Annotated in this window: 20 protein-coding genes; 10 read left to right on the forward strand and 10 right to left on the reverse strand. The window is 72.2% G+C overall.

All coding sequences use genetic code 11. The annotated features are described in order from the left end of the window. Positions 1–2: 2 nt before the first annotated feature. From AB0C38_RS42630 to AB0C38_RS42665, 8 genes are all read right to left on the reverse strand, one after another. Positions 3–1,184, reverse strand: coding sequence for a right-handed parallel beta-helix repeat-containing protein (locus tag AB0C38_RS42630; protein ID WP_360684986.1), 1,182 nt, complete (start codon positions 1,182–1,184; stop codon positions 3–5). Positions 1,185–1,265: 81 nt separating this feature from the next. Further along, positions 1,266–3,047: a serine/threonine-protein kinase gene (locus tag AB0C38_RS42635; RefSeq protein ID WP_360684825.1), complete on the reverse strand. Its 1,782-nt coding sequence runs from the start codon at positions 3,045–3,047 to the stop codon at positions 1,266–1,268. Positions 3,048–3,090: 43 nt separating this feature from the next. Then, positions 3,091–3,486, reverse strand: coding sequence for a DUF805 domain-containing protein (locus AB0C38_RS42640; protein ID WP_360684828.1), 396 nt, complete (start codon positions 3,484–3,486; stop codon positions 3,091–3,093). Positions 3,487–3,526: 40 nt separating this feature from the next. Further along, positions 3,527–4,513, reverse strand: a complete 987-nt coding sequence (locus AB0C38_RS42645; RefSeq protein WP_360684831.1) for a hypothetical protein — start codon at positions 4,511–4,513, stop codon at positions 3,527–3,529. A gap of 87 nt (positions 4,514–4,600) precedes the next feature. Further along, positions 4,601–5,527 (reverse strand): sucrase ferredoxin, encoded by a 927-nt coding sequence (locus AB0C38_RS42650; protein WP_360684834.1) that lies wholly within the window; start codon positions 5,525–5,527, stop codon positions 4,601–4,603. A 127-nt stretch (positions 5,528–5,654) separates the two neighbouring features. After that, entirely contained in the window at positions 5,655–6,854 is a 1,200-nt protein-coding gene (locus AB0C38_RS42655; RefSeq protein WP_360684837.1) for a cupin domain-containing protein, read from the reverse strand. 3 nt (positions 6,855–6,857) lie between these two features. Beyond that, on the reverse strand, positions 6,858–7,022 hold the full coding sequence (locus AB0C38_RS42660; protein ID WP_360684840.1) for a hypothetical protein: 165 nt from the start codon (positions 7,020–7,022) through the stop codon (positions 6,858–6,860). A 35-nt stretch (positions 7,023–7,057) separates the two neighbouring features. Beyond that, on the reverse strand, positions 7,058–7,693 hold the full coding sequence (locus AB0C38_RS42665) for a helix-turn-helix domain-containing protein (RefSeq protein WP_360684843.1): 636 nt from the start codon (positions 7,691–7,693) through the stop codon (positions 7,058–7,060). 48 nt (positions 7,694–7,741) lie between these two features. Here AB0C38_RS42665 and AB0C38_RS42670 point away from each other — a divergent pair, with 48 nt between their 5' ends. The 9 genes from AB0C38_RS42670 to AB0C38_RS42710 all read left to right on the forward strand — a co-directional run bounded on the left by AB0C38_RS42670 (position 7,742) and on the right by AB0C38_RS42710 (position 21,093). Continuing rightward, complete coding sequence (locus tag AB0C38_RS42670; RefSeq protein ID WP_360684846.1) at positions 7,742–8,122, forward strand: VOC family protein; 381 nt, start codon at positions 7,742–7,744, stop codon at positions 8,120–8,122. 11 nt (positions 8,123–8,133) lie between these two features. After that, positions 8,134–8,961 carry an alpha/beta hydrolase gene (locus AB0C38_RS42675; RefSeq protein WP_360684849.1) on the forward strand — a complete coding sequence of 276 codons (828 nt, stop codon included), beginning with the start codon at positions 8,134–8,136 and terminating at the stop codon, positions 8,959–8,961. A gap of 217 nt (positions 8,962–9,178) precedes the next feature. Next, the gene (locus tag AB0C38_RS42680; RefSeq protein WP_284741551.1) at positions 9,179–9,547 is read left to right on the forward strand and encodes a hypothetical protein; all 369 of its coding nucleotides are present in this window, start codon (positions 9,179–9,181) and stop codon (positions 9,545–9,547) included. Then, entirely contained in the window at positions 9,544–10,056 is a 513-nt protein-coding gene (locus AB0C38_RS42685; protein WP_360684853.1) for a roadblock/LC7 domain-containing protein, read from the forward strand. The genes AB0C38_RS42680 and AB0C38_RS42685 overlap by 4 nt, the downstream gene beginning before the upstream one ends. A gap of 136 nt (positions 10,057–10,192) precedes the next feature. After that, positions 10,193–13,039, forward strand: a complete 2,847-nt coding sequence (locus AB0C38_RS42690) for an AAA family ATPase (RefSeq protein WP_360684855.1) — start codon at positions 10,193–10,195, stop codon at positions 13,037–13,039. A gap of 49 nt (positions 13,040–13,088) precedes the next feature. Continuing rightward, positions 13,089–13,283 carry a hypothetical protein gene (locus AB0C38_RS42695; RefSeq protein WP_360684858.1) on the forward strand — a complete coding sequence of 65 codons (195 nt, stop codon included), beginning with the start codon at positions 13,089–13,091 and terminating at the stop codon, positions 13,281–13,283. Between the two features lie 29 nt (positions 13,284–13,312). Further along, complete coding sequence (locus AB0C38_RS42700; protein WP_360684861.1) at positions 13,313–17,455, forward strand: carboxypeptidase regulatory-like domain-containing protein; 4,143 nt, start codon at positions 13,313–13,315, stop codon at positions 17,453–17,455. A gap of 154 nt (positions 17,456–17,609) precedes the next feature. Beyond that, complete coding sequence (locus tag AB0C38_RS42705; RefSeq protein WP_360684864.1) at positions 17,610–18,278, forward strand: alpha/beta fold hydrolase; 669 nt, start codon at positions 17,610–17,612, stop codon at positions 18,276–18,278. Positions 18,279–18,486: 208 nt separating this feature from the next. Continuing rightward, positions 18,487–21,093 carry a hypothetical protein gene (locus AB0C38_RS42710; protein ID WP_360684866.1) on the forward strand — a complete coding sequence of 869 codons (2,607 nt, stop codon included), beginning with the start codon at positions 18,487–18,489 and terminating at the stop codon, positions 21,091–21,093. Here AB0C38_RS42710 and AB0C38_RS42715 read toward each other — a convergent pair. Continuing rightward, positions 21,090–22,181, reverse strand: coding sequence for an SGNH/GDSL hydrolase family protein (locus tag AB0C38_RS42715; RefSeq protein WP_360684869.1), 1,092 nt, complete (start codon positions 22,179–22,181; stop codon positions 21,090–21,092). The two genes, AB0C38_RS42710 and AB0C38_RS42715, sit on opposite strands and share 4 nt — an antisense overlap. 200 nt (positions 22,182–22,381) lie before the next feature. Then, positions 22,382–23,347: a TIGR03557 family F420-dependent LLM class oxidoreductase gene (locus AB0C38_RS42720; RefSeq protein ID WP_360684872.1), complete on the reverse strand. Its 966-nt coding sequence runs from the start codon at positions 23,345–23,347 to the stop codon at positions 22,382–22,384. Between the two features lie 97 nt (positions 23,348–23,444). Between AB0C38_RS42720 and AB0C38_RS42725 the strand changes: the two genes are divergently transcribed. After that, entirely contained in the window at positions 23,445–25,097 is a 1,653-nt protein-coding gene (locus tag AB0C38_RS42725) for an FMN-binding glutamate synthase family protein (RefSeq protein WP_360684875.1), read from the forward strand. Positions 25,098–25,107: the final 10 nt, after the last annotated feature.

A 25,107-nucleotide genomic window follows, 5' to 3' on the forward strand; every position in this document is an offset into this window, starting at 1 on the left:
CGCTACCTCCGCTCGTAGGCGCCGATGTCGAAGCCCGCGCCGGCGGGCCGGGCGACACCGTCGAGGTCGGACGACGGGGCGTGCTCGGGGCTGCCGGCGTCGATCGCCGCCGAGCCCGCGACGAGGTGGAAGTCGCCGCGGGCCGGATCGGCGAACCCCGGGTCGCCGGTGAAGTTGTGGTCGGCGGCGAACGGCCCCGGCTCGACCGGACCGTCGCCGAAAACGTTGTTGCGCAAGGTGTTCGTCCCGGCGAACCGGTCGGCGTCGAGGACCACCGAGCCGCGGCCGTTGCCGGCGAAGGTGTTGTTGACGATCTCCAGGTTCCGCATGGTCCCGGTCGACTCGACCCAGAGGCTCAGCCCGGCCTGCGCGTTGCCGGTGGACAGGTTGTCGAAGACTCGGATGCCGGAGAGCAGCCGGCTTTCCGAGTAGTCCTCGACGGCGAGCCCGATCCCGGCCTTGGTGGCCTCGCGGGTCCCGCTCACGACGTTGGCGTAGACGTCCACAGTGGACGAAGAGTCGACGTAGATGTCCGGGCCCCGGTTGCCGGTCACGACGTTGTGGTGGATCTTCACCCGGGCCGCGTCGTCGTACTTGACGTCGATGCCCTCCTCGCCGTTGTCGTGCACGCGGCAGCCGGACACCTCGACGTCCGACGAGCCCGAAGCGATGCTCAGCGCTTCGTGGTCGGCCGACGTGCCGCGGGAGTTGGTGCCGCGGATGTCGCAGTGCGCGACGCGCACCCGCCGCGTGCCCACCAGCACGAGCCCGCCATCGCGCGAACCGTCGACGCCGAAGCGGTCGAACACGAGGTCGTGCGCGTTCTCGGCGTACACGCCGAAGCGCGTCGAGCCGGCCACGGTCACGCCGGTGAACTCCAGCCAGCCGTGCCCGCCCACGGCCAGGCCGCCGGCGCCGGTCAGCACGGCCGTACCGCCGGTGCCGGTGAACCGGATCGGCCGGCCCGGGGCGCCGTCGTGGCGGATGGTCAGCCCGCCGGGGTAGGTGCCGGCCTCGATCGCGACCGTGTCGCCCGCGCGGGCCGCGTCGGCCGCGGCCTGGACGGTCGGGTACTCCCCGTGCGACCCGACGTGCAGCGTCCGCGGTACCGATCCGGCGGCCCCCTCGGCCGTCGGAGCGGCCGCGGCCACCACCAGGAGCACCACGCCGGCCACCACCCGCATCGCCACTTCGCGTCCCGTCTCTCCCCGGCCGGTTCCGGCTCCGCTCTTTCTAGCCGAGGTCGCCCGGGACCGGTCCCCGGCTCACGGCAGCCGCTTGACGAGGTCGTCGGCCAGCGAACGCGTGGTCGCGCAGAGCGCGTTCCCGTCGGCCGCCTTGGCGTCCTGGAGGGATACCGTCGCGACCTCCTCGCGGTGCGGGTCGGTGCCGGGCAGGACCGCCAGCACCGGGGTGTAGAAGCGGTGCACGACCTCGACGCCGCACTCCGGCCGCCCGCCCGGCACCGGCGCCACGACGGCGTTGCGGTTGCCCACGCGGATCCGGTCGCCGGGCACGTCCGAGTCCGCCTCGATCGGCCATTCCCGGCTGTATTCGACGGTGATCGTGCGCGCGTCGTGCTCCCAGGTGCAGCCCCAGCCACCGAATTCGCGGTCCGGTGCCTTGGCCTGGCCCAGCACGCCCGACGTCTCGGTGACGTCGAGCAGGCCGCAGGCGTCGACGTGGGCCAAGGACCACTCCGGGAACGGCCGCTCGCGCACCGGCAAGGGCCCGTTGGCGAGCTTGGCCAGCACGCCGGACAGCACCGCCTCCGAGAAGGCGCACAGCGGCGCGTCCTGCGCGCGGTCGGTCGGGTGCGAGGTGACGACGATCCGGTTGGCGTCGGCCAGCGAGATGGCCCGCTCGCAGGCGCCGTCGCGGGCTTCGGGACGTTCGATGTCGCCCACCCGCCCGGGCACCGGCGGCCGGGGCGGGTATCGCAGCGGGCCGGTCAGGGAGAGGACGGTCTGCACCTGGCCGGTGTCGTCGGCGAGGGTGGTCGTGACCACGCAGGTGCCGAAGTCCAGCACCTCGGGATCCACGAACGGCTCCCCGAACGGGACGAGCGAGTCGGTCGAGATCGCCGCGCACGGATCCGTCGCGGCCGGATCCGCGCCCAAGGTGTTCGGTGCGTTCGCGGCGGTGTTCGTGGTCGCCGACAGCGGCCGCGTCAGGAAGAACCCGGCGACCAGCGCGGCCACCACCGCCACGGCGGCCCCGGCGAGCAGCCGGCGGCGCAGGCGGCGTCGCGGCCGTCGCGGCACCGGCGCGTCCGCGGTGAGCAGGGTGACCGCCTCCGCGGCGCTCGGCCGGTCGGCGGGGTGCCGGGCCATCAGCGCGGTGAGCACCGGCGCGAACCGCCCCGCGCGCTCGGCCGGCGCGGGCCGTCCGCCGGCGGCGCGGCGCATCTGCGCGAACGGGCCGTCCTCGCCCGAGCCCCACGGCGACCGGCCTTCGATCGCGGCGTAGAGCGTGGCGCCCAAGGAGAAGACGTCCGAGGCGGGACCGGCTTCGCCGCCGTCGGCCACCTCCGGCGCGACGTACCCGAGCGTGCCGGTGAGCTGGGCGCCGCCGGTGCGGGTGACCTCGGTCCAGCGGGCGATGCCCAGGTCGGTCAGCTTGGCGACGTCGTCCGCGGTCACCAGGACGTTGCCCGGCTTGACGTCGCGGTGGACGATACCGCGGGAGTGCATGTCCGCGAGCGCGGCCGCGAGCTGCGCGCCGATCCGCCGGACCCGGTCCTCGGGCAGCGGCCCGTCGTCGTCGACGAGCTCTTCGAGGCTCCGGGCGGCCAGGTACTCCGTGACCAGCCAGTGCGCGTCCCCGTCGACGACCGTGTCGAACACGGTGACGACGTTCGAGTGCAGCAGCCCGGCCCCGATCCGCGCCTCCCGCCGGATCTGCCCGGCGTCCTCGCCCAGCGACCGCTTCAGCGTCACCTGCCGGCCGAGCTCGAGATCGACCGCCCGCCAGACGACGCCCATGCCACCCCGGCCGAGCTCCTCCTCCAGCCGGTAGCGGCCGGCCACGACTCGCCCGTTGCCCACGTGGGCAGTCTACGAAACGCCGTGACGCCCCGCTGACCCCGTGTCACGTCGGCGGCGGGCCGAACCGGTTCTCCCCCGGTTTGCCCCGTTCACTCCAGAAGATGGTCAGGAGGAGCCAGCCGATGCAGGAGATGACGCCGACGCACCACCAGCCGGAGCGGCCGGTGTCGTGCAACCGCCGGACTCCGACGCTGACGAACGGCACCAGCCACGGCAGGTAGACCACGGTGCCGAGGATGGAGAACCACTCTTCGTCCACGGCGTTCTCGATACCCCCGAGCGTCAGGACCAGCGGCACGTAGGCCAGGAAGAAGTACCAGAACTCCGGCCGCGAGGCCCGGCCCCGGCACCGGAAGCTCAGGCGCACCGCCCGGGCCAGCGCGGCTCCGAAGCCGATCCTGCTTCGCGCCGCGGTGGCCGGCGCACCCTCTGACTGCATGCGCCGAGGATGGGGCGTGCCGGCGGGGACCGGTCCCCGCTCAGCGCGGGGCACCGCCGACGAACCCGGCCAGGTGCGCGCCGAGGTTCTCCTCGTCCGGGAGGTCGTAGTCCTTTCGCACCTTGTGGCCGGTTTCGGACGACGGCACGAAGAGCCGCTCCCCGCAGCCGGAGCCGAGCTTCCCGCCCTCGACGGGGAACGAACCGACCGACCGACCGGTCCGCGCCTCGACGACGTCCACCCGGTACCGGCCGCGGTAGCGCTCCGTCCGGTAGCCGTCCTCGTAGTCGCACTGCTTGACCAGGTCGCCGCCGGTGACGACGACGCACCCGACCAGCTGCACCGAGGCCGCCTCGCCCTTCGGATCCGATGCGTACCGCGAAGATCCTTCGGCGAACACCACGACCGGGTGCGGCGCGGGACCGGCGTAGGCGGCAGCCTGGCCGAACGCGCGGCCGCCGTCGCACAGCCGGTTCAGCTGGCCGGCCTTCGCCGGCACGTCGCCGACCAGGTAGTTCCGCGCGATCGGCACGGCGGTGAACCCGACGGCGGCGACGGTGAACAAGGTGAGCACGGTCAAGCTCGTGATCCGCCGCGGCGTCCAGGCGCCCACCGGAGCGCGCCGGAACCGCGCGGCCTCGAGGTCGCGTGCACCGCACATGGAGCCTTCGTCCAGCTGCGGCGTCTCCGCCCAGGTCGCGGTCCACCCCGCGTCGCGTTGCCAGACCACCACGCCCCGCTCGGCCACGGCGACCCAGTGCCGCCCGCCGGGCACCGGGCCGAAGTGCGCGACGAGAACGGCCAGTCCCACGAGCGCGCTCCAGCCGAGCAGGGGCCATTGCCAGATCGTGGAGTCTTCGGAGCGGAGGATGATCGTCGCGATCGCGGCGGCGATGGCGCCCGGCACGACCAGGAACCACAGTGCGTTCGCCACGGCGCTGTGCTTCCGGTGGATGCGGACGACCGTTCCGAGCCCGGCGGCGCCGGCCGCGTCGCGGATGGCACGCCGTCGGCGTCCCGGCCCCATGAGCGCTCCTCCCGCGGGGCCGTGCGACGACACCGCGGGGCCGTTGTACCGCGAAGGTCCGGGGACGGGTCCCGGAAGCCGCGGACCTCAGACCTCGCGGACCGACTCGACCTCGAACCCGGCCAGCACGACCCGCGCGGAGCAGCGGCTGTGCCCGGACGCGATCGACGGCAGCCGGCGGACGACGACCTCGTACCGCCGGGCTCCCCCGGTCACCAGTACCTTCCGGACGTCGCCGCCGGGTTCCTCGTCGGTCGCCAGCACGGCGTCGAGCCCGCGCAGGCCGGTGCGGCCGCGGATCTCGATCTCGGCGAACTGCGCCCACGGGCTCTCCGCCGACGTCCGGCCGCGGAGGTGTTCCAGGCGGACGTTCCCGCTCAGCGCTTCCTTGGCGACGAGCTCGGCCTCGGTCACCGCGAGGCTGCCGTGGAGGTAGCCGTCGGGCACCGTCAGCAGGTTGCCGGCCCAGCGGTCGCCGCCGACGTGGCTGACCTCCCAGACCTGGCCGGGGTGGTTCTGCGCCAGCCCGGTCACCACCGGGCGCCCGAAGACCGCGCAGCACATGTCCTTGCTGCCGTGCGTGCAGACGAGGAAGAGCGGGCCGGACACCGGCTCACCGTGCCCGCGGCGGCCCGCGGCGACGGCTTCGAGATCGAGGTGGGCGAGCTCGCCGAGGTCGGCGACGTCGAGCCGTTCGAGCCAGCGGTGCCCCGGCCGGCCGCTGGCGACGTAGACCGCCCGCGGGGCGCCCGGGACCCGCGCGTGCCGGCCGGGCTTGCGGATGAGGAGGGGCCGGAGACCGGCGTCCCGGGCGGCGTCGAGCTGCCCGGCGGGCAGCGCTTCGGCCAGCACGTCTTCGAGCGCGTCGGGCGCCCAGGAACCCGGCTGCTCGATGAGCAGCCAGGACGTCATGCGCGCGGCGGTCCCGGCGGGCTCGCCACCGAGCTCGCGGGTCAACGCGGCGCACGCGGGCACCGCGGTCCGGCCGGGAGAGCAGATTCCCGCCTCAGCCATGAACCCTGACTTAGGCATGCCTAAGCGTACCCGAATACCCGAGCGTCAACCCCCCTGATGTGACCGGCTCGGCGACCACCACACCCGATCGTGCGGTGAGCGGTCACCGAGCCGGCACGGCGTCACGTCACGCTCTCGCCACGAGCCCCTGGGTGACCAGCTCGCCCAGCAGCGCCCGGACGGTGGCCCGGTCCACGCCCGGCGCGGCGTCGGCCAGCACCTTGAACGGCTGTGGAGCACCCCCCAGCAACGCGGCCAGCACGGGCCGCGCGGGAGCCGCGAAGACCAGGCGCTTCCCCGCGCCGACCAGGGCCGCGGTGCCCTCGCCGTCCACCAGCGCGGCGCGCGGGGCGAGCAGCCGGACCTCGAAGTCGTCGTCCGGCGGCAGCAGCTCCGCCGTCGCCGCCCACGGCAGGCCGACGCGGGTCTGCGCGGGAGCCTGCGCGTCGCGGTCGGCCAGGAAGCGGTCGACGACGTCCCCGGCGGCCAGCTCGGCGAGCCGGCGGCGCAACTCCTCGGCCCGCTCGGCCCGAACCTCGGGCCCGGCGAACCGGGGCAGGTCCGCCCGGAACAGCTCGTCGGAACGCAGCTGGTCGGCCAGCCACGCCACCAGGTCCACGCCGGTCGCGGCGTTGAACCCGATCGTCAGGTGCAAGGACTCCTCACCGACGGCGGACACGTCGTGCCAGTGCCCGCGCGGCAGGTAGAGGACATCGCCGTCTTCCAGCAGGAAGTCCTCGTGCGGCTCGCCCTCCGGGCGTTCCGGTAGCTCGACGTCGCGCTGCAGCGGCGAGCGCCGGGTGACGCCGTGCAGGCGCCAGCGCTTGCGCCCGGAGAGCTGGATGATGAACGCGTCGTGGTCGTCCCAGTGCACGTCGAAGCCGTGCGTGGTGCCCCAGCCCGCGTACAGGTTGACCTGGATCCGCTCGCGCAGGTCGTGCTCCAGCCGGCTCGCCAGCTCCCCGACCCCGTCGACCAGCTCGTTGACCGAGTCGACGACGAGCGTCGCCCCGGCGCGCAGGTGTTCGGCGAAGGGCGCCGACAGCACGCGCGGCACGAGACCGTTGCGCCGGGTCGACACCATCTCGGTGTAGGTGTGCGCGGGCACGACGTCGCCGTCGAGCGCGAGGCGCAGCCGGGGGAACTCCAGGCGGTGCTGCCGCAGCACCCGGTCCAGCTCCGGCCACGGGAGGAGCTCGGCGAACCGGCCCTTCTCCCCCGGGAACCGCCGCGGCGCCTTCCCCAGTACGTCTTCGAAGAACTGGCCGGCCTCGAGCGGAGCCACGAGGCCGGCCAGTCCGGGAATCTCCGTCACGGAACGGGACAACGGCTAATCGTTGCCGTCGTTGTCGGCCACCGCGCCATTGGCCTTGCCCCGGTCCACCGCGGCCGTCAGCGTCTCCACGCCGAGCAGCAGGCCGCTGGCGGGCATCTCGTTGGGGGTAGCGGCGTTTTCCATCCGGACCTCGCAAACGTCGACGACAGGGATTCCCACGCTACGTGAGAATCCCGGGATCGGGCATAGGTCATTTAGGTTGTCTCAGTGTCCGGGTGATCGAGCAGTGCGTGGGCGAGCGAGTCGACGACGAAGCGTTCCCACCGCTCGGGTGTCCAGCCTCGGTCGGCCAGCACCAGGTACATCTCGAGCCCCGACAGCGCGCACAGGACGTCCACGGCTTCGTCCACCGGTACGCGCAGCGCGGACAGGTTCTCGAGCTGCTCGGCCAGCACGCGGAACGCCGTCGCGGTCTCGGCCATGTTCGCCGTCCACTGGGCGGCCATGTCGGCGTCGACGACGGCCGCGTCGCGGACCACCCGCATGATCGGGCCGATCCGCGCCACGATGCCGCGCCCGTACGCCGTCCAGAGCTCGATCACCCGCCGCGGCTCCCGCTCGGCGGCGGCCTCCTCCAGCCAGGGCCGGCCGAGGATGCCGACCGGCGCGTCGTCCCCGACGACGGCGAGGTCGACAGCCTCTTTGAGCAGTGTCCGCTTGTTGCCGAAGTGGAAGTACACCGTCTGCACGGCCACTTCGGCCCGGGACGCGATCTGGTCGAGCGTGGTGGCCGTGTAGCCGTCGGCGACGAACAGTGCGCCGGCCGCCTCGACGATGCGCCGGCGGGTCGCCCGGGTGCGGGCCGCGCGGGGCTTGACGTTCTCGGTCACACGTTGCACTCTAACTCTAGAGTTGGACTACAACGAATCGGGGTCGCCATGGAGATCGCCGGCATCCACCACCTGAAACTCCCCGTGAGCGACGTCGCCCGCAGCTGTGCCTGGTACGAGCGCGTCCTGGGCTTCGAGGTCGCCATCGAGTTCACCGAAGACGGCGAAGTCCGGGGTGTCGCCCTGCGCCGCGATGGGTGCTCGCCGCAGCTCGCGCTGCGCCACGACCCCGCCCGCGCCAAAGCGCTGTCCGGCTTCGACGCCCTGGCCCTGCTGGTGCCGTCCCGGGCGGACGTCGAGACCTGGAAGGCCGCTCTCGACGAGGCGGGCGAACCCCACGGCGGCGTCGTGACCGGCCACGGCGGCGGAAAAGTGCTGGTCGGGCTGCACGACCCCGACGGCATCGAGATCCGGCTCTACGCGGACTGAAAGGACGAGCGATGAGAGAGACGACGATCGACGGCGTCACCATCGGCTACACGGACACCGGAACCGGCGACGCGACCCTGCTCGTGCACGCGGGTGTGTTCGGGGCGTGGTTCGAGCCGCTGGCCGGGCACCTGCCCGGCCGGGTCATCCGGATGCTGCGCGCGGGGTACACCGGCGGCGAGGTCCCGCGCGAACCGATCGAGCTGACCGGGCACGCGGCGCACGCCGCCGCCCTGCTCGACCGGCTGGACACCGGGCCGGCCACCGTGGTCAGCCACTCCTCCGGCTGCGCGATCGCACTCCAGCTCGCGCTCGACCGGCCGGATCTCGTGGCCCGCCTGGTGCTGTCCGAGCCACCGCTGATCGACGAGCTCCTGGACCCGGCCGACCTGCCCGAAGTGCGGAGCACGATCGGCCCGGCACTGGGCGGGGCCATGGCCGCCGCCGCCCGCGGCGACATCGCGGCGGCGTTCGACACGTTCAACGCCGTCGTCTGCGGCCCCGGCTACCGCGGGGTCCTCACCGACGTCCTCGGCGAGGAGGGACTCGCTCGCGCCGAACGCGACGCGGAGTTCTTCTTCACCAACGAAGTCCCCGCCATCGGCCGGTGGACCCCGCCCGACCCGGCCCGCATCACCGTGCCGGCGCTGCTCGTCCAGGGCGCGGCCAGCCCCGGCCCGACGCACCGGCTGATCGCCCGTCTGGCGGCCGCGTTGCCGGCCGCCCGCGTCACGACGATCGCGAGGGCGAACCACCTGCTGCCGCTCACTCATCCCACCGAACTGGCGCACGCTATTTGCGAACTGCAAATTGCAGATTCGCATTCGACGCTCATCTGAGCGCGAATCGCGAAAATGAATTCCGAAACATATTGGAACACCTGCGAACAAGTCACGAGCTGAAATGAAAGTTGCTCCGAACGGCCGTACGTGAAACTGCCGCGGACACATAACGTCACATGCCTGCGCGATCGACCCCGCCGGATGGACCAAGCCGAGTCCCCGACCGGTCGATTGCGGACATAGCACGTGTTCGCTCACTGGAGGACGGCTTTTCATGACGATCGACTTGGCGTTGAAAGAAGCGATGAACATTCCCGGCGCCGTCGGCGCGACGCTCGTCGACTACGACAGCGGGATGTCCCTCGGTTCCCTGGGCGGTGGCGACTGGCTCGACCTGGACATCGCGGCGGCCGGCAACACCGAAGTCGTCCGGGCGAAACTGCGCGTGATGTCGTCCCTCGGGCTCGACGACAGTATCGAGGACATCCTCATCACCCTCCACCGCCAGTACCACGTGATCCGGCCGCTGTCGGCCCGCGGCAACTCCACCCTGTTCCTCTACCTCGTCCTCGACCGCGAACGAGCCAACCTCGCGCTCGCCCGGCACAGCCTCAAGCGCATCGAGACCAGCCTGTCCGTATGACGAGTGCCGACACCCACAGCCAGCCCTTCCGCACCCCACTGCCGGTACGCACCCCGTCGCCGGCGAACCCCGGCTCGACACCGGACCGGACGATGAAGCGCCCGACGCTCGACTCCGACCAGACCATCGAGGCGCTGCGCAAGATCCGCGAGCAGGTCGACCAGGTGGCCGGGCTGCTCGTGGCCACCCACGACGGCCTCGTCCTGGCCAATGACACGGAGACCATCGAACCCGACAGCGTCGCCGCGATGTCCGCGGCGGCGACCGGGCTCGCGGCGCAGTTCACCGCGCAGGCCGGCATCGGCGAATCGCGCTGCGCGATGTTCGAAGGCAGCTCCGGCTACGTCTGCGTCTTCCCCGTCGAAGGGTCACTCCTGCTCGTCGTGTTCGGCCAGCCGGAGATCACCATGGGGCTGTTCACCCTGGCCGCCAAACAGGCGCTGACGCTGCTGCGCGTCGCCGCTCTGTCGCCAGGGGGTTCGCACCGGGCACGGCCGGAACCGGAGTAACTCCGTCAGCTGTCGGTTTTGTCCGGACCGGGCGACGAGCACGTGAACCGCGACCCAGAAAGCTTGCCTGCCGGGGCGTCAGCCACCAAGAATCCTCGGCAGGGACACCGGGCTTCTGGTGAACGGGAGGGGACGGGTGACGGCTGACGCGCCTGACCTCACCGCCGTCGGCACGCCCCGCCTCATCGGCCGTGACCACGAGCTCGGCCGCCTGACCGCCGCCCTCGGCGACCCGGGAGTCGTGCTCGTCTCGGGCGAAGCCGGCATCGGCAAGAGCCGGCTCGTCCGGGAGCTCCTCCCGGGGGACGGCGTGCTCGTCGCCCGCTGCCCGCCGCTGCGGGAAGCCCTCACCCTCGGCCCGGTCGTCGACGCCCTCCGCCAAGCCCGGCCGGGCGTCGCCGGCCTCGGCCTGAGCCCGCTCGCCGGCACCCTGCGCCCGCTCTTCCCCGAGTGGGACCTGCCGCCGGCGCCGGAGGGCCTCGCCGACGCCGGCGCGGCCCGCCACCGGCTCCTGCGCGCGCTCGCCGAGGTCCTCGACCGGCTGGACGTCGGCGTGCTCGTGGTCGAGGACGTGCACTGGGCCGACGAGACGACCCTGGAGTTCCTGCTCTTCCTCGCCGCGCGCCAGGAACGGCGGCCCGCCCTCGTGCTGACCTACCGGCCCGGCGAGGTGGGCGACGACAGCCTGCTGCTGCGGCTGTCGTCGCGCTACCCGCGCATCACCCTCGGCGCGCTCGACGTGACGCAGACCGCGGACCTGGTGTCGTCGATGCTGGGTGACGAGCGCGTGTCCGAGCCGTTCGCGCGGCTCCTGCACCGGCACACCGAGGGGATCCCCTTCGCGCTCGAGGAGCTGGTCCGGCTGCTGCGCGACCGCGCCGACCTGATCCGCCAGGGCGGTGAGTGGATCCGCCGCTCGCTCGACGAGATCGCCGTGCCGCCGACGATCCGCGACGCCGTGGCCGAGCGGCTCGTCCGTCTCACGCCCGACGCGCAGGCGGCGCTCAAAGCGTGCGCCGTGCTGTCGACGCCCGCGACGGAGGAAGACGTCACCGAAGTCAGCGGGCTGCCGGCCGACCGGGCCGGGCACGCGATCGACGAAGCCGCGCGCAGCGGCCTGCTCGTCGAGGACGACCGGGGACTGCTGGCGTTCCGGCACCTGCTCGCGGCCAGGGCCGTGTACGACGGCATCGGCGGACGTGAACGACGCGCACTGCACCGGCGGGCGGGCAAGGCCCTGTCCGCCCGCGACCCCGCGCCGATCGACGTGCTGGCGCACCACTTCCGCGAAGCGGGCGAGACGGCGAAGTGGTGCGAGTACGCCGAACGCGCGGCGGACCTCGCGCTCGCGTCCGGCGACCACCACACCGCCGCGTTGTTCCTGCACGGCCTGCTCGCCGAACCCGGGCTGCCCCCGGCGGCGGTGGCGCGGCTGGCGCGCAAGACGCCGCTGTTCGCGTTCACCGGGTACCTCGGCCGCGTCGACCTCGTGCGCACCGTGCGCCGCGTGCTGGAGAGCGCGGTGCTCGAACGCCGCGAGCGCGCCGAGATCCGCAGCCAGCTCGGCCGGTTGCTGATGCACGCCGGTGACTACACGGCGGGCGCCGCCGAGCTGGCCCGCGCGATTCCCGACCTGGCCGACAACCCGGTCGCGGCCGCGCACGCGATGTCGGTGCTCGGCCGGCCCGCCGGCACGACGTGGTCCGCCCAGGCGCACCGCGAATGGCTCGACCGCGCCGAAACCGTCGTCACCTCGGCCGTCCCGGAGGCCGAACGGCTGTCGTTCACCGTCGACCGCGCCACGGCGTTGCTGGAGATGGGCGACGAGGCGGGCTGGGCCGTCGCCGCGACCGTCCCCGAAGACGACGCGGCCGACGCGCTGCAGATCACCCGCGGGCTGTTGAACTTCGGGGACGCGGCCCTGCACTGGGGCCGCTACGGCGAGGCCCGCGCGAAGCTGACCCGCGCCGTCGAGCTGGCCGAGCGGCACGGGCTGCAACGCCTGCGCGACATGACCCTCACGACGCTCATCCGCCTCGACTGGCTCACCGGTGCGTGGCACGGGCTCGCCGAACGCGTCGCCGAGTTCGCCGACCTCGTGGAAGAACCCCTGATCCAGCTCGACACGACGCTGGTGGGCGCGCTGCTGCAGGCGGCGACCGCGCCGGACCCCGGCGTCGAGCGGAAGCTGACGCTCGTGCTCGGCGAAGCCCGCGAGCGCGGGATCGCCGACATGCCCCTGGAGCCCGCCGCCGCGCTCGCCCGGCTGCACCTCGCGGCCGGCCGGGTCGCCGAGGCCCTGGAGGTCACCGAGGAGCCGATGGCCGTGGTGGCGCGCAAGCAGATCTGGCTGTGGGCGCGGGAGCTGGCGCCGGTCCGCGTGGAAGCGCTGCTGGCCGCCGGGCGCAGTCTTGATGCCGAGCGGCTGGCCACCGAGTTCGCCGCGAGCCGCAGCGGGGCCACGGTCGCCGCCGCGGCGCTGGTCTGCCGGGCGTTGCTGGCGCGGGATGACCCCACTGCGTGGGCGGCCGCCGCCGCCGCGTGGGAAGCGCTGCCACGGCCGTACGACGCGTTGCTGGCGCGCGAACGCGAAGCCGCGTGCCTGCTCGAGGACTCCCGGGAGGCGGGGCTGGCGCTGCTCGGCGAAGTGCTGCAAGGGTTCGAGGCCCTCGGTGCGGGCGCGGCGGCCGACCGCGTCCGCGCCACCCAGCGCGAGCACGGCGCCGCCGCGGCCGTGTGGCGCGGCGGCCGCCGCGGCTACGGCGACCAGCTTTCGCCGCGGGAGCTGGAGGTCGTGCGGCTGCTGCTGACGGGCCTGACCAACCCGGAGATCGCGCGGGAGCTCTCCCGGTCTCCGAAGACCGTCGCGGCGCAGCTGAACTCGGCGATGCGCAAGCACCACGTCAGCTCACGCACGGCGCTCGCGGTCAGCGCCACGCAGGCGGGGATCAAGCCCGCCACCCGGCCCGCGAACGCAGATTAGGTCATCCGCCCAATCGCGAACTCGGCGCTCGCGGCCCGATACTTCGCCGGTGAACGCGACGCGACCCGGCGGTGACCGCCCGGTGGACTGCCCCACCGAGACCGGCACCGTGCCGGCCGAGCCCGCCGCGGAAACGGCTCCCCATCCCTCCACCCCGGACCCCGCCGACGCCGCCCCGCGGCCCGGTGACCGGTCCGGCCGCGCGGCCGGGCGCGATCTGCCCGCGGGGTACGAACCCCTCTGAGCTCCGGCCCGAACGGAAAGGATTCCCCCTTGAGAGTCCCCCGGGGGCGCCTGCTGGCGCTCGCAATCCCGGTGCTCGCCGGCTGTCTCGGCTTGGCACTGGTCACCGGCACCACCCCACTCGACAGTCACCAGGCGAGCATCGCCGCCGGGGTCACGGCGCCCGGCGCGGCCGCCACCTCCGGGGACGCGAAGCCCGCGGCCACCGCCAACGCCACTCAGGCGAGCACCGGCAAGCCCGCCGCGCAGCCGCCGAAGGCGCTCTACGCGCCGACCGGCTGCAACCCGGCCAAGCCGAAGCCGTTCACCGTGACCTGCAACTCGCTGCTCAAGGCGGGCCAGGACCTGCGCCCGCTCGCCAGCACCGGCGCTCCCCTGCCGGACTCGCTCGGCCCGGCCGACATCCGGGCCGCCTACAACTTGCCCGACGGTGGCGCGGGCAAAACCGTCGCCATCGTCGACGCCCTCGGCGACTCGCACGCCGAGGCCGACCTGGCCGTGTACCGCGCGCAGTTCGGGCTGCCCGCCTGCACCACGGACAACGGCTGCTTCCGCAAGGCCGACCAGCGCGGCGGCACCGCCTTCCCCGCCGACGACGACGGCTGGGCGCAGGAGACCTCCCTCGACCTCGACGCCGTGTCGGCCGCCTGCCCGGCGTGCCACATCCTGCTCGTGGAAGCGGATTCGACGAGCCCGTACGACATCGTCCTGGCCGTGGACACCGCGGTGAAGCTCGGCGCGAAGTTCGTCTCGAACTCCTACGGCATCGACGGCGAGGACCCGGAACAGGGCACCCTCGACTCCCACTACAGCGTGCCGGGTGTCGCGATGGTCGCCTCCACCGGTGACCACGCCTACGGCAACCAGGACTGGCCCGCCGCGAACCCGGACGTCGTCGCGGCCGGCGGCACGAACCTCTACCACGACCCCGCCAACCCGCGCGGCTGGAGCGAGCAGGCCTGGTCCGACGCCGGCTCGGGCTGTTCCCGGTACGAGGCGAAGCCCGCCTACCAGCAGGACGTGGCGACCGGGTGCGCGAACCGCGCCCTCGCCGACGTCTCCGCCGTCGCCGACCCGGCGAGCGGTTTCGCCGTCTACGACACCGGTAAGACCGGCGGCTGGGGCCAGGTGGGCGGCACCAGCCTGTCCTCGCCGCTGATCGCCGCGATGTACGCGCTGGCCGGCGACCCGCGGCCGGGCACGAACCCGGCGACCTACCCGTACTTCAACCACGGCAACGACCTCTACGACGTCACCGGCGGCACCAACGGCGCGTGCGGCACCGTGCTGTGCACCGCCGGTCCCGGCTGGGACGGCCCGACCGGCCTCGGCTCGCCGCACGGCGTCGGCACGCTCGCCTACACTCCACAAGGGACAGTCGACGGACACGTCCGCGACTCCACCGGCGCGGCGATCACGGGCGCCACGGTGACCGCGACGGGCCAGGTGACCGGCAACGTCTACCACGCGACGACCGACGCGCAGGGCGGCTACCACCTCGCCGTCGCCGCCGACTCCTACCAGGTCCAGGTGACCCGGTTCGGCTACGAGCCCGGCAGCGGCGCACTGTCCATTGTGGACGACCAGAAAGTCACGGCCGACTACGCGATCGTGAAGATCGCCACGCAGGCCGTCTCGGGCACCGTCACCGACGGCTCCGGCCACGGCTGGCCGTTGTACGCGAAGATCACCATCGACGGCTACCCCGGCGGCGCCGTCTACACCGACCCGTTCTCGGGCCGCTACCAAGTCGACCTGCCGCAGGGCGCGGACTACCAGCTGCACGTCAGCCCGGTCCTGCCCGGTTACCGGCAGCTCGACCCGAAGGTGAGCGTCGGCGATTCCGCCGTCCGGCAGGACTTCACCGCCGCGATGGACCCGGACGCGTGCACCGCCCTCGGCTACGGCCACGCCGCACTGACGCGTTTCGACGGCTGGACCGGCGCCACCCCGAAGGACGGGTGGACCGTCACCAACGCCGATCCGGCGTCGGCCGGGTGGACGTTCGACGACGGCAACGAGCTGTTCAACTTCATCGGCACCGGCAACTACGCGATCGCCAGCCCGATCACCCGCGGTGGCAAGGCGGAGGACACCACGTTCACCTCACCGGTCCTCGACCTGACCGGTGACAAGGCACCGGTGCTGTCGTTCGGCGGCCTGTACCTGCCCGCCGGGGACAGCGAGCTGGGCGCCGACCTTTCGCTCGACGGCGGCACCACGTGGACCTCGCTGTGGCACCAGAGCACCGACGTCGTGCAGACCACGGTGTCGATTCCGCTGCCGCAGGCCGCGGGCCAGGACTCGGCACGCGTGCGGTTCCACTTCCGCGGTGACGGCGACTCGCTCGCCGAACTCGACGATGTCGTCGTCGGCTCGTGCTCGGCGAGCGACGGTGGCCTGGTCGCGGGTGTGGTCACCGACGCCAACACCGGTCAGCCGCTGAACGACGTCACGGTGGCGGACTCGGCCCGCTCGGCGGTCAGCGCGCCCACGCCGGACGACGCGGCACTGTCCGACGGCTTCTACGAGCTGTTCGACACCACCGGCGCGCACCAGTACACCGCGAGCTATCCGCGCTACGCGTCGCCGGCGTTGAAGACGACCACCGCGCTGAACTCCGTGGCGCGCCTGGACGTCAAGATGAAGGCCGGGCAGCTGGCCGTCGGTTCGGCGGGCCTCGCCGTCAGCAAGACGATGGGGCAGGTCGCGACCCAGACGGTGAAGCTCACCAACTCCGGCACGGCGCCGGTGCACGTGTCGCTCGGCGAGCACGCCACCGGGTTCACCGCGGTCGACCCGTCGGCGGCCGCCGGCTGGCAGCCGATGGCGAACGTCCCCGAGTTCACCTACGAAAGCGCGCTCGGGGCGTACCAGGGCAAGGTCTACAGCGCGGGCGGCATGCCCATGCACATGCTCTCGCCGTCGGCCCGCAGCTACGTGTACGACCCGGTCACCGCGGCCTGGTCGTCCATCGCGGACCTGCCGGAACCGGTGATGCGCGGCGCGGCGGCGGTCCTGAACGGCTCGCTGTACGTCGTCGGCGGAGCCGGGATGACCGGGGTCCTGGCCACGACGTACGCCTACCACCCGCAGACGGACACGTGGTCGCGGGCGGCGGACCTGCCGGCGAAGCTCTACGGCGCCACGGCGGCCACCCTCGGCGGGAAGCTGTACGTGGTCGGCGGCTGTGCGAGCGTGTGCGGCAAGGACCCGGTGAAGTCGGCGTACGTCTACGACCCGGCGCACAACGCCTGGTCAGCCCTGCCCGACTACCCCGAAGCCGAAAGCGACGCGGCCTGCGCGGGTGTCCACAGTGAACTCGTGTGTGCGGGCGGCTACGTCGCGGGCGGCACGAGCATCAAGTCGGCCTACGTGGTCAAGCCGGGAGCCACGACGTGGACGAAGGTGGCCGACGCGCCGTACCAGGTCTCGCAGATGGCCTACAGCGGGGCGAACGGCCGGCTGCAGCTCGCCGGCGGGTTCACCGGCGACGGCGGGGTCACCTCGCCGCTGGGGGAGACCGCGCACACCATCGAGTACGACCCGGTGAGCGACAGGTGGTCGTCGCTGCCGGACCTGCCGCAGGAGTACTACGGCGGCGGCCGCGGTGCGTGTGCGCTGTACCAGGTCGGTTCGTTCGTGCCGGCCCTGCGCACGACGGCGGCGCTGCCGGGCTACGACCAGTGCGGTGACGACGACGCCGCTTGGCTGTCGGAGGCGGGCACGCAGCTGGACCTCGCCCCCGGCGCCACGGCCAAGGTCGCGGTGACGGTCGACTCGGGCAAGGTCACCCAGCCGGGCAAGTACACGGCGACGATCGCGATCGACACCGATTCGCCGTACGCCGTGGCGGCCCTGCCCGTCTCGCTGCAGGCCGCGCCGCCCAAGGCGTGGGGCGAGCTCTCGGGTGACGTGACCGACGCCGCGTCGGGCGCGCCGATCGCGAACGCCACCGTGCAGGTCTGCACGATGGTCCACAACGGAGTGTGCGGTGAGGTGTCGTACACCCTGAAGACCGACGCGCACGGCCATTACCGGCTGTGGCTGGACAAGGGGTACAACCCGCTGGTGGTCACCGTCGCCGCCAACGGGTTCCAGCCGCAGTTCCGGCAGACGAAGGTCAAGGCCGGCGCAGCCACGGTGACGGACGTGGCGCTGCCGAAGATCTAGGCAGGACGAGTCGACGCGGGCCCGCCGGGACATCCCCCGGCGGGCCCGCTTCGCGAGGTTGGCGGCCAACAGGTATCGACAGGCTTTCCACCGGTGGCACGCCACGCCCTCACCCGGTGACACTTGCTCCATACGGAGTGAGAAGGAGAATCGCATGACGACGTTCGTCCTCGTTCCCGGCGCCTGGAAGGGTTCCTGGGCGTTCGAGGCGGTGGTTCCGCTGCTGGAGCGGGCCGGGCACACCGTGCACGCCCTGACCCTGACCGGTCTGCGGCCGGACGACGACACCGCGACGGTCGCGTCCGCCAACCTCGACACGCACGCCGATGACGTGGTGCGGCACCTCGATCGCCACCACCTCACCGGCGCGACGCTGGTCGGCCACAGCTACGCCGGGATGGTGATCGCCGCCGCCGCCGACCGCGCCGGCGGCCGGATCTCCCGGCTGGTGCACCTCGACGCCTACGTGCCGCGCGATGGCGAGTCGTGCTGGTCGTCGACGAACGAGCACTTCCGGAAAGTGTTCGCGACCGGCGCCGCGGCCACCGGTTACGCCGTCCGGCCACCGGACGGCGGCGACCCCCGTCGCCGCCCCCATCCCCTCGCCGCGTTCCTGCAGACGATCCGGCTCACCGGCACGTTCGCCCGGGTCCCCCGGCGGGAGTTCGTCTACTGCGCGGGCTGGGAAGACCGGACGCCGTTCGCCGAGCTCCGCACCCGGCTCCGCGCCGACCCCGGGTGGCAGGTCCACGACCTCCCCACCGGGCACAACGCGATGCTCGAGGCCCCGGAGGCGGTCGCCGCGCTCCTGCTCGCCGACTGAACCGTCTGCCGTCGCCAGCAGCGTCAAACATAGGAACTCTCCCTGTCAAGGACGTCGACGGCTTCTGTCTCGCGATGTCTGATTTACCCGCGATTCGGCGGATATATAAGCCTTACCCGCGTCAGCCTGGAAGATTTACTGTCCCGCACGACGTCAGATCGGTCTATATTCATCGGATGTCTATCCGCTGAACCCGCCGGAGAACCCGATGCGAATCGTCACCGTCGTCGCGCACCTGGTCACCGCCGCAGCCGTTGTCGCGGCTGTCGGCGCGTCACCCGGCCATCCCCCGGACGTCCTCCACGCCGCCCCCTCCGGGCACGGCTCGGCCTGCAGCTCCGCCGCGCCGTGCGACCTGTCCACCGCCCGTGACCGGGTTCGCGCGCTGCTCCCCCGGGCCACCGGGGACGTCGTGGTCGAGCTGCGCGGCGGCACCTACTCGCTGACCACGCCGTTGCGCCTGGGCGTGCAGGACTCCGGGAGACCGGGCCACCGCGTCGTCTACCGCGCGGCTCCTGGGCAGACCCCGGTGTTCAGCGGCGCCCGGAAGATCACCGGCTTCCATAAGACGGACGCCGTCAAGAACATCTACCGCGCCCCGGTGCCGAAGGGGACCGCGAGCCGGGAGCTGTTCGTCGACGGCGTCCGCGCCCAGCGGGCCCGCACGGCCCAGGACCCGGGCGGGTTCTCCGTGTCCGCCACGGGGTTCACCACCGCCGACGCGGCCTACACGTCGTGGACGAACGCCGCCCGGGTGGAAGTCGTCGCCAACAACGGCTGGAAGCAGCTGCGTTGCCCGCTGGCCTCGATCACGCCCGGCGCCGCGGGCGGGTCCGCGCTGACCGTCGACCCCGGGTGCTGGAACAACAACCACACCTCGGTCCCCAACCCGAGCTTTCCCTTCAACGGCGCCGGTCTGCCGAGCCTCGACCGCGTGACCTGGCTCGAAAACGCCTACCAGCTGCTCGGCACGCCCGGCCAGTTCTACCTCGACGGCGACGCCGGCTACCTCTACTACGTGCCGCGGCCCGGCGAGGACCTGGCCAAGGCCGACGTCGAACTGCCCGTCGCGCCGGAGCTGCTCGACCTCTCCGGCACCCCCGGGCACCTCGCGCCGCTCAACGACACCGACTGGCGCGCGACCTACACCGGCAGCTGGAACTACTCGAACGGCCGGCACCTGGGCGACCTCGGCGCCGACGTCCACTACACCGCGAACGACGGCGACGCGTTCAGCTACACCTTCACCGGCACCGGTCTCCAGGTCCTGACCGAGACCAACTCCGACGAAGGCGACATGGACGTCTACGTCGACGGCGTCAAGACGCAGACGGTGTCGGCCGAGAGCGCCGAACGGCTCGCGCAGCAGGCCGTCGTCTCGGTCACCGGGCTCGCCAAGGGCAAGCACACGGTCCGCGTGGTCAAGGCCGGCGGCGACTACCTGCTGATCGACGCCTTCACCGTCATCCCCGACGTCGTCGCGCCGGTGCACGACATCGCCTTCGAGGGCATCACGTTCGCCTACACGACCTGGACCGCCCCGAGCACCGCGGGCTACATCGACAATCAGGCCGGGATCCTCTGGGACCCGGCGACCCGGACCCCGACCCGCATCCCGGCGGCCGTGCAGGTGCACCGCGGCGCCCGGATCACCTTCACCGGCGTGACCGTGCAGCACACCGGGACCAGCGGCATCGACCTCGCCGACCAGACCCAGGACTCCACGGTGTCCGGCAGCTCGATCACCGACCTCGGCGGCAGCGGGGTCACGGTGGGCGAGGTCGACGACTACTACCAGACCCAGCCCGCGCTGATGACCAGCGGCAACAGCGTCTCCGGCAACGTCGTGCAGCGGCCGGGTCAGGAGTACCAGGACGCGGTCGGCGTCTGGATCGGCCACAGCCGCGGGACCACGTTGGCCCACAACGACATCGGCTACACGCCGTACTCGGGGGTGTCGATCGGCTGGGGCTGGGGCTGGGCTTCGAGCTGCGCGCTGCAGGCCAAGCAGGGCCTGCAAGACCCGTGCCTGCACGGCACGACCTACACCGGCGGCAACCACGTCGTCGGCAACCACGTGCACAGCGTGATGGGTGTGCTGTTCGACGGCGGGCCGATCTACACCCTCGGCGGCCAGGCTTCGGGGTCGGAGTTCGTCGGGAACGTCCTCGGCGAGTGCATCAACGGCTGCAACATGATCTACCACGACGAGGGCAGCTCGCTCTGGAACACCCACGACAACGTGGTGGAGTTCAGCAACGGCTCGCTGTGGCTGAACCTGTGGACGCCGACCATCCACGACGACTCGATCCACGGCAACTTCACCGACACCGACCGGTACAACAACAGCGGCACGGACATCGACCTCGAACCGTCCACTGTGGTCACCGACGGCCGCTGGCCGCCCGCGGCCCAGGCGATCATCGACGCCGCCGGGCCGCACCTCCCGCCGGCCACGGTGCTCGACGACGACGATCTGCGGATCTCCTACACCGGGACCTGGTCCTCGAGCGGCTCGCGCACCTACGGCGACCTCGAAAACGGGGTGCACTACACCCAGCAGAACGGCGATTCGGCGTCGATCACTTTCACCGGGACCGGGATCAGTTTCCTCACCGAAACAAATTCCGACGAAGGTGATATCGGCGTCACGCTCGATGGGGTTTCGAAAGGAACAGTCAGCGCGAACACCGCCCAGCGGCAAGTCCGGTTCCCCGTTTATTCGGTGACCGGGCTCGCCGCCGGGCGGCACACGCTGACCGTTTCGAAACTGAGCGGAACCTATTTCCTGGTGGACGGGTTCCGCGTTTCCTAGCGGTTCAGCAGCCGCAGGTCGACGGCGTCGGCCATGGCCTGCATGCCGGCTTCGTTCGGGTGGAGGTGATCACCCGAGTCGAAGCCGGCTCGCAGGGCCGCCGGATCGGAGGGGTCTTGCAGCGCCCGGTCGAAGTCGACGACGCCGTCGAACTGCCCGCTCGTGCGGATCCAGGCGTTCGCCGCCTGGCGGATCGCCTCGGCGGGTTCGCTGTAGTAGCCGGCGCCCTTGTCCGGCAGCATCGTCCCGCCGAGGATCCGCACGCCGGCCGCGTGCGCCTGCCGGATCAGCGCGCGGTAGCCGTCGATCAGCTGCCGCGCGGTGAGCGGGCCGCCGTCCGGGCCGGCGTTGTTCCCGATGTCGTTGATGCCTTCCATGAGGATCACGATCCGCACGCCCGGCTGCGCCAGGGCGTCGTGGGCGAACCGCTTGAGGGCGCTGACGCCCTGCCAGATGTTCGGCACGTCGGTCAGCACCCGGTTGCCGCCGATCCCGGCGTCGACCACGGCGGTCGGACGCGGTCCGGCCAGCCGGCGCGCGAGGTCGTCCGGCCAGCGGTGGTAGACGCTCGCCGGGGTGTTGTAGCCGTCGGTGATGGAGTCGCCGAAGGCCACCACGGTGCCGCGCGCGGCGGGCGAGACGACGTCCACACCGGACAGGTAGTACCAGGAAGTCGTGGCGGCGACGTAGTTCCCGTCCTCGGTGTCGGCCGTGTGATCGCCCGGCTTCGACAGGTAGGAGACGTCGAACGCGTCGGAGTGCCAGGTCGCCGAACTGGTCGCCTGGGGCAGGTACAGGCTCACGAGCACGTTCTGTTCCGCGCGCACGGACATCGGCACGGGGTCGCTGACGACCTCCTGCCCGGCCGGGATCGTGAGCGTTCTCGCGCGCGAGAAGGTGACTGTGCGCCGGGATCCTTCGACGGCGGTCGCCTTCTCGGACTGCAGCGCGACGCTGACGGCCCCGACGGCGAGGGGGGTGGTGCCGCGCAGGTTGGACAGGTGCAGGCGTAGGCCGCTGCCGCCGACGCTGGGGTGGACGACCATCCGCAGCGTCTGGTCGGTGAAGTTCGGGCCGCCGATCGTCATGCTCGGCGACCAGACCGAAACCCGCTGATTCGCCAAGGAATCATTGCGGGCATCGGCTGATTCCGTCATGCCCAGAAATAGGGAAATCGTGGCCAAAATGGTCAGCACTGTCTTCTTCGTCATCACCGGAGGGCACCTCTTCGATAAGGGGGCCTTCATTCTCACCGGAGATCGGCCGAAAATCCAGTGCCGCGGAAACGTCAGGTGAACTCCGGCAGCACGTGCTCCGCCCAGCCCCGGAAGAAACCCTCGTGGTCGGAGCCGACCTGCTGGACGTAGATCTCGTCCACCCCGGCGTCGACGTACTGACGCGCCCGCTCCGCGTGCGCCTTCGGGTCGTCGCCGCACACGATCGCCTCACCGGCGGCCTCGCGCGGGACGAACGTCGTGGCCGCCTCGAAGTCCTCCGGCCGCGGCAGGATCTGGGCCAGCTGGCCGGGCAGCGCGTCGTTGGCCCACAGCCGGTGCGCCTGGTCGAGCGCCGCCTCGGCGTCGGCGTCCCAGCAGACCTTCATCCCGGCCTGCACCGGCTTGTCGCCACCCCCGGACTCGCGGAACGCGCGGACCAGGTCGGCGTCGGGCACGACCGTGCAGTACCCGTCGCCGATCCGCCCGGCCAACTCCGTCGCCTGCGGACCGAAGCCGGACACGTAGATCGGCACCGGCTCGGCCGGCACCGTGTAGATCCGCGCGTCCCGCACCTCGTAGTGCTCCCCGTGGTGGCTCACCGACTCACCACGCGCCCCCGCCGCATGCAGCTTGCGGATGACCTCGACGGCCTCCTCCAGCATCGCCAGCCGCTGCCCCGCCGAAGGCCACGGGTCCCCGAGGATGTGCTCGTTCAAGGCCTCCCCCGAGCCGACGCCCAGCACGAACCGGCCGTCCAGCTGGACGGCGGCGGTCGCCGCGGCCTGGGCGATCACGGCCGGGTGAATCCGCACGGTCGGGCAGGTCACCGCCGTCGTGACCGGCAGCGAAACGGCCTCCGACAGGGCACCGAGCACCGACCAGACGAACGGGCTCTGGCCCTGCGCGTCGTTCCAGGGATGGAAGTGGTCCGAGATCCACAACCGCTCGAAACCCGCCTGCTCGGCCGCGCGGGCCTGGGCGACGAGCTCGCTCGGACCGTACTGCTCACACGAGAGGAAATACCCGATCGACGTCATGGCTGCCGGATACCACCACCGCGCCGTCGAAACACTCGCTCTCCCCCATCCCGGTGAGCGCGGCCGGCCGGACCGCGCCGGGACGAATACCCCATCGGTGCCGGTAACCACCGAGATCGACGCGCTCGACCTGCGCCGCGCCACCACCGCGGATAGCTTCACCTTCGTGCTCAGATTCGGCGCGACAGGTGCGCTCTCGCTCCTCGCACTCGGCGCCACCGCGCTCGCCGTGTTCGCCGGCCCGTGGTGGTGGCTCCCGGCCGTGCCGCTGCTCGTCCTCGCCGGCGTCGGGTGCTGGGATCTCCTCCAGCGCAAGCACTCGGTCCTGCGCAACTACCCGGTGCTCGGCCACCTGCGGTTCCTGCTCGAGGCGCTGCGACCCGAGCTGCAGCAGTACTTCATCGAGCGCAACTTCGACGGCCGTCCCTACGACCGGGACATCCGCAGCATCGTCTACCAGCGCGCGAAAGGGACGGACGCCGAAGAGCCGTTCGGCACCGAGCGTGACGTCTACGCGGACGGGTACGAATCCCTCGTCCACTCGATGGCGCCGGTGGCGGCCCCGGACGACCCACCGCGGATCCGGATCGGCGGACCCGACTGCAGCCGGCCCTACGACATGGCCCTGCTCAACGTGTCGGCGATGAGCTTCGGCTCGCTGTCCGCGAACGCGATCCTGGCCCTCAACAAAGGTGCGGCGCTGGGCGGTTTCGCCCACGACACCGGCGAAGGCGGGCTGTCGGAGTACCACCTGCGGCACGGCGGTGACCTCGTCTGGGAGATCGGCACCGGCTACTTCGGCTGCCGCACCGGCGACGGCGACTTCGACAAAGCGGAGTTCGCCGGCAAAGCGGCACACGATGCGGTGAAATGCGTGTCGCTGAAGTTGTCCCAAGGCGCCAAACCCGGTATCGGCGGCGTGCTGCCCGGCGGGAAGGTCAACGCGGAGATCGCCCGGGTCCGCGATGTTCCGCAGGGGCAGACCGTCATCTCCCCGCCGTACCACCGGGTGTTCTCCACGCCCCGCGAGCTGGTGCTGTTCATCGCCTCGATGCGCGAACTCGCGGGCGGCAAGCCGACCGGGTTCAAGCTCTGCGTCGGGTCGCGCCGCCAGTTCCTCGCCGTCTGCAAGGCGATGCTCGCCGAGGGCGTCACGCCGGACTTCATCATCGTCGACGGCGCCGAGGGCGGCACCGGCGCCGCGCCGCTGGAGTTCGCCGACCACATCGGGTCCCCGCTGACCGAAGGGCTCATCACCGTCCACAACGCACTGGTCGGCACCGGCCTGCGCGACCGGATCAAGCTCGGCGCCAGCGGCAAGGTCGCCACCGGCGCCGACATCGTCAAGCGTCTCCTGCAAGGCGCGGACTACACCAACGCGGCGCGGGCGATGATGTTCGCGGTCGGGTGCATCCAGGCCCAGCGCTGCCACACCAACACCTGCCCGGTCGGCGTCACCACCCAGGACGCCCGCCGCGCCCGCGCCCTCGACGTCGCGGACAAGTCCCTTCGCGTGGAACGGTTCCAGCGCTCCACGGTGACCGGGGCCCAGCAGATCATGGCGTCGATGGGCGTCCGGTTCCCCGCCGAGCTGCGGCCGCACATGCTCCGCCGCCGCGTCGACCCGCACCGGGTGCGCTCCTACGCCGAGCTCTACGACTGGCTCGCCCCCGAGCAGCTGCTGGCCGAGCCCCCGCGCGACTGGGCGCAGGACTGGGCCGCCGCCGATCCCGACCACTTCACCGTCTGACCCAGGAGAA

It is taken from the genome of Amycolatopsis sp. NPDC048633, from assembly GCF_040650695.1.
Classification (GTDB): Bacteria; Actinomycetota; Actinomycetes; order Mycobacteriales; family Pseudonocardiaceae; genus Amycolatopsis.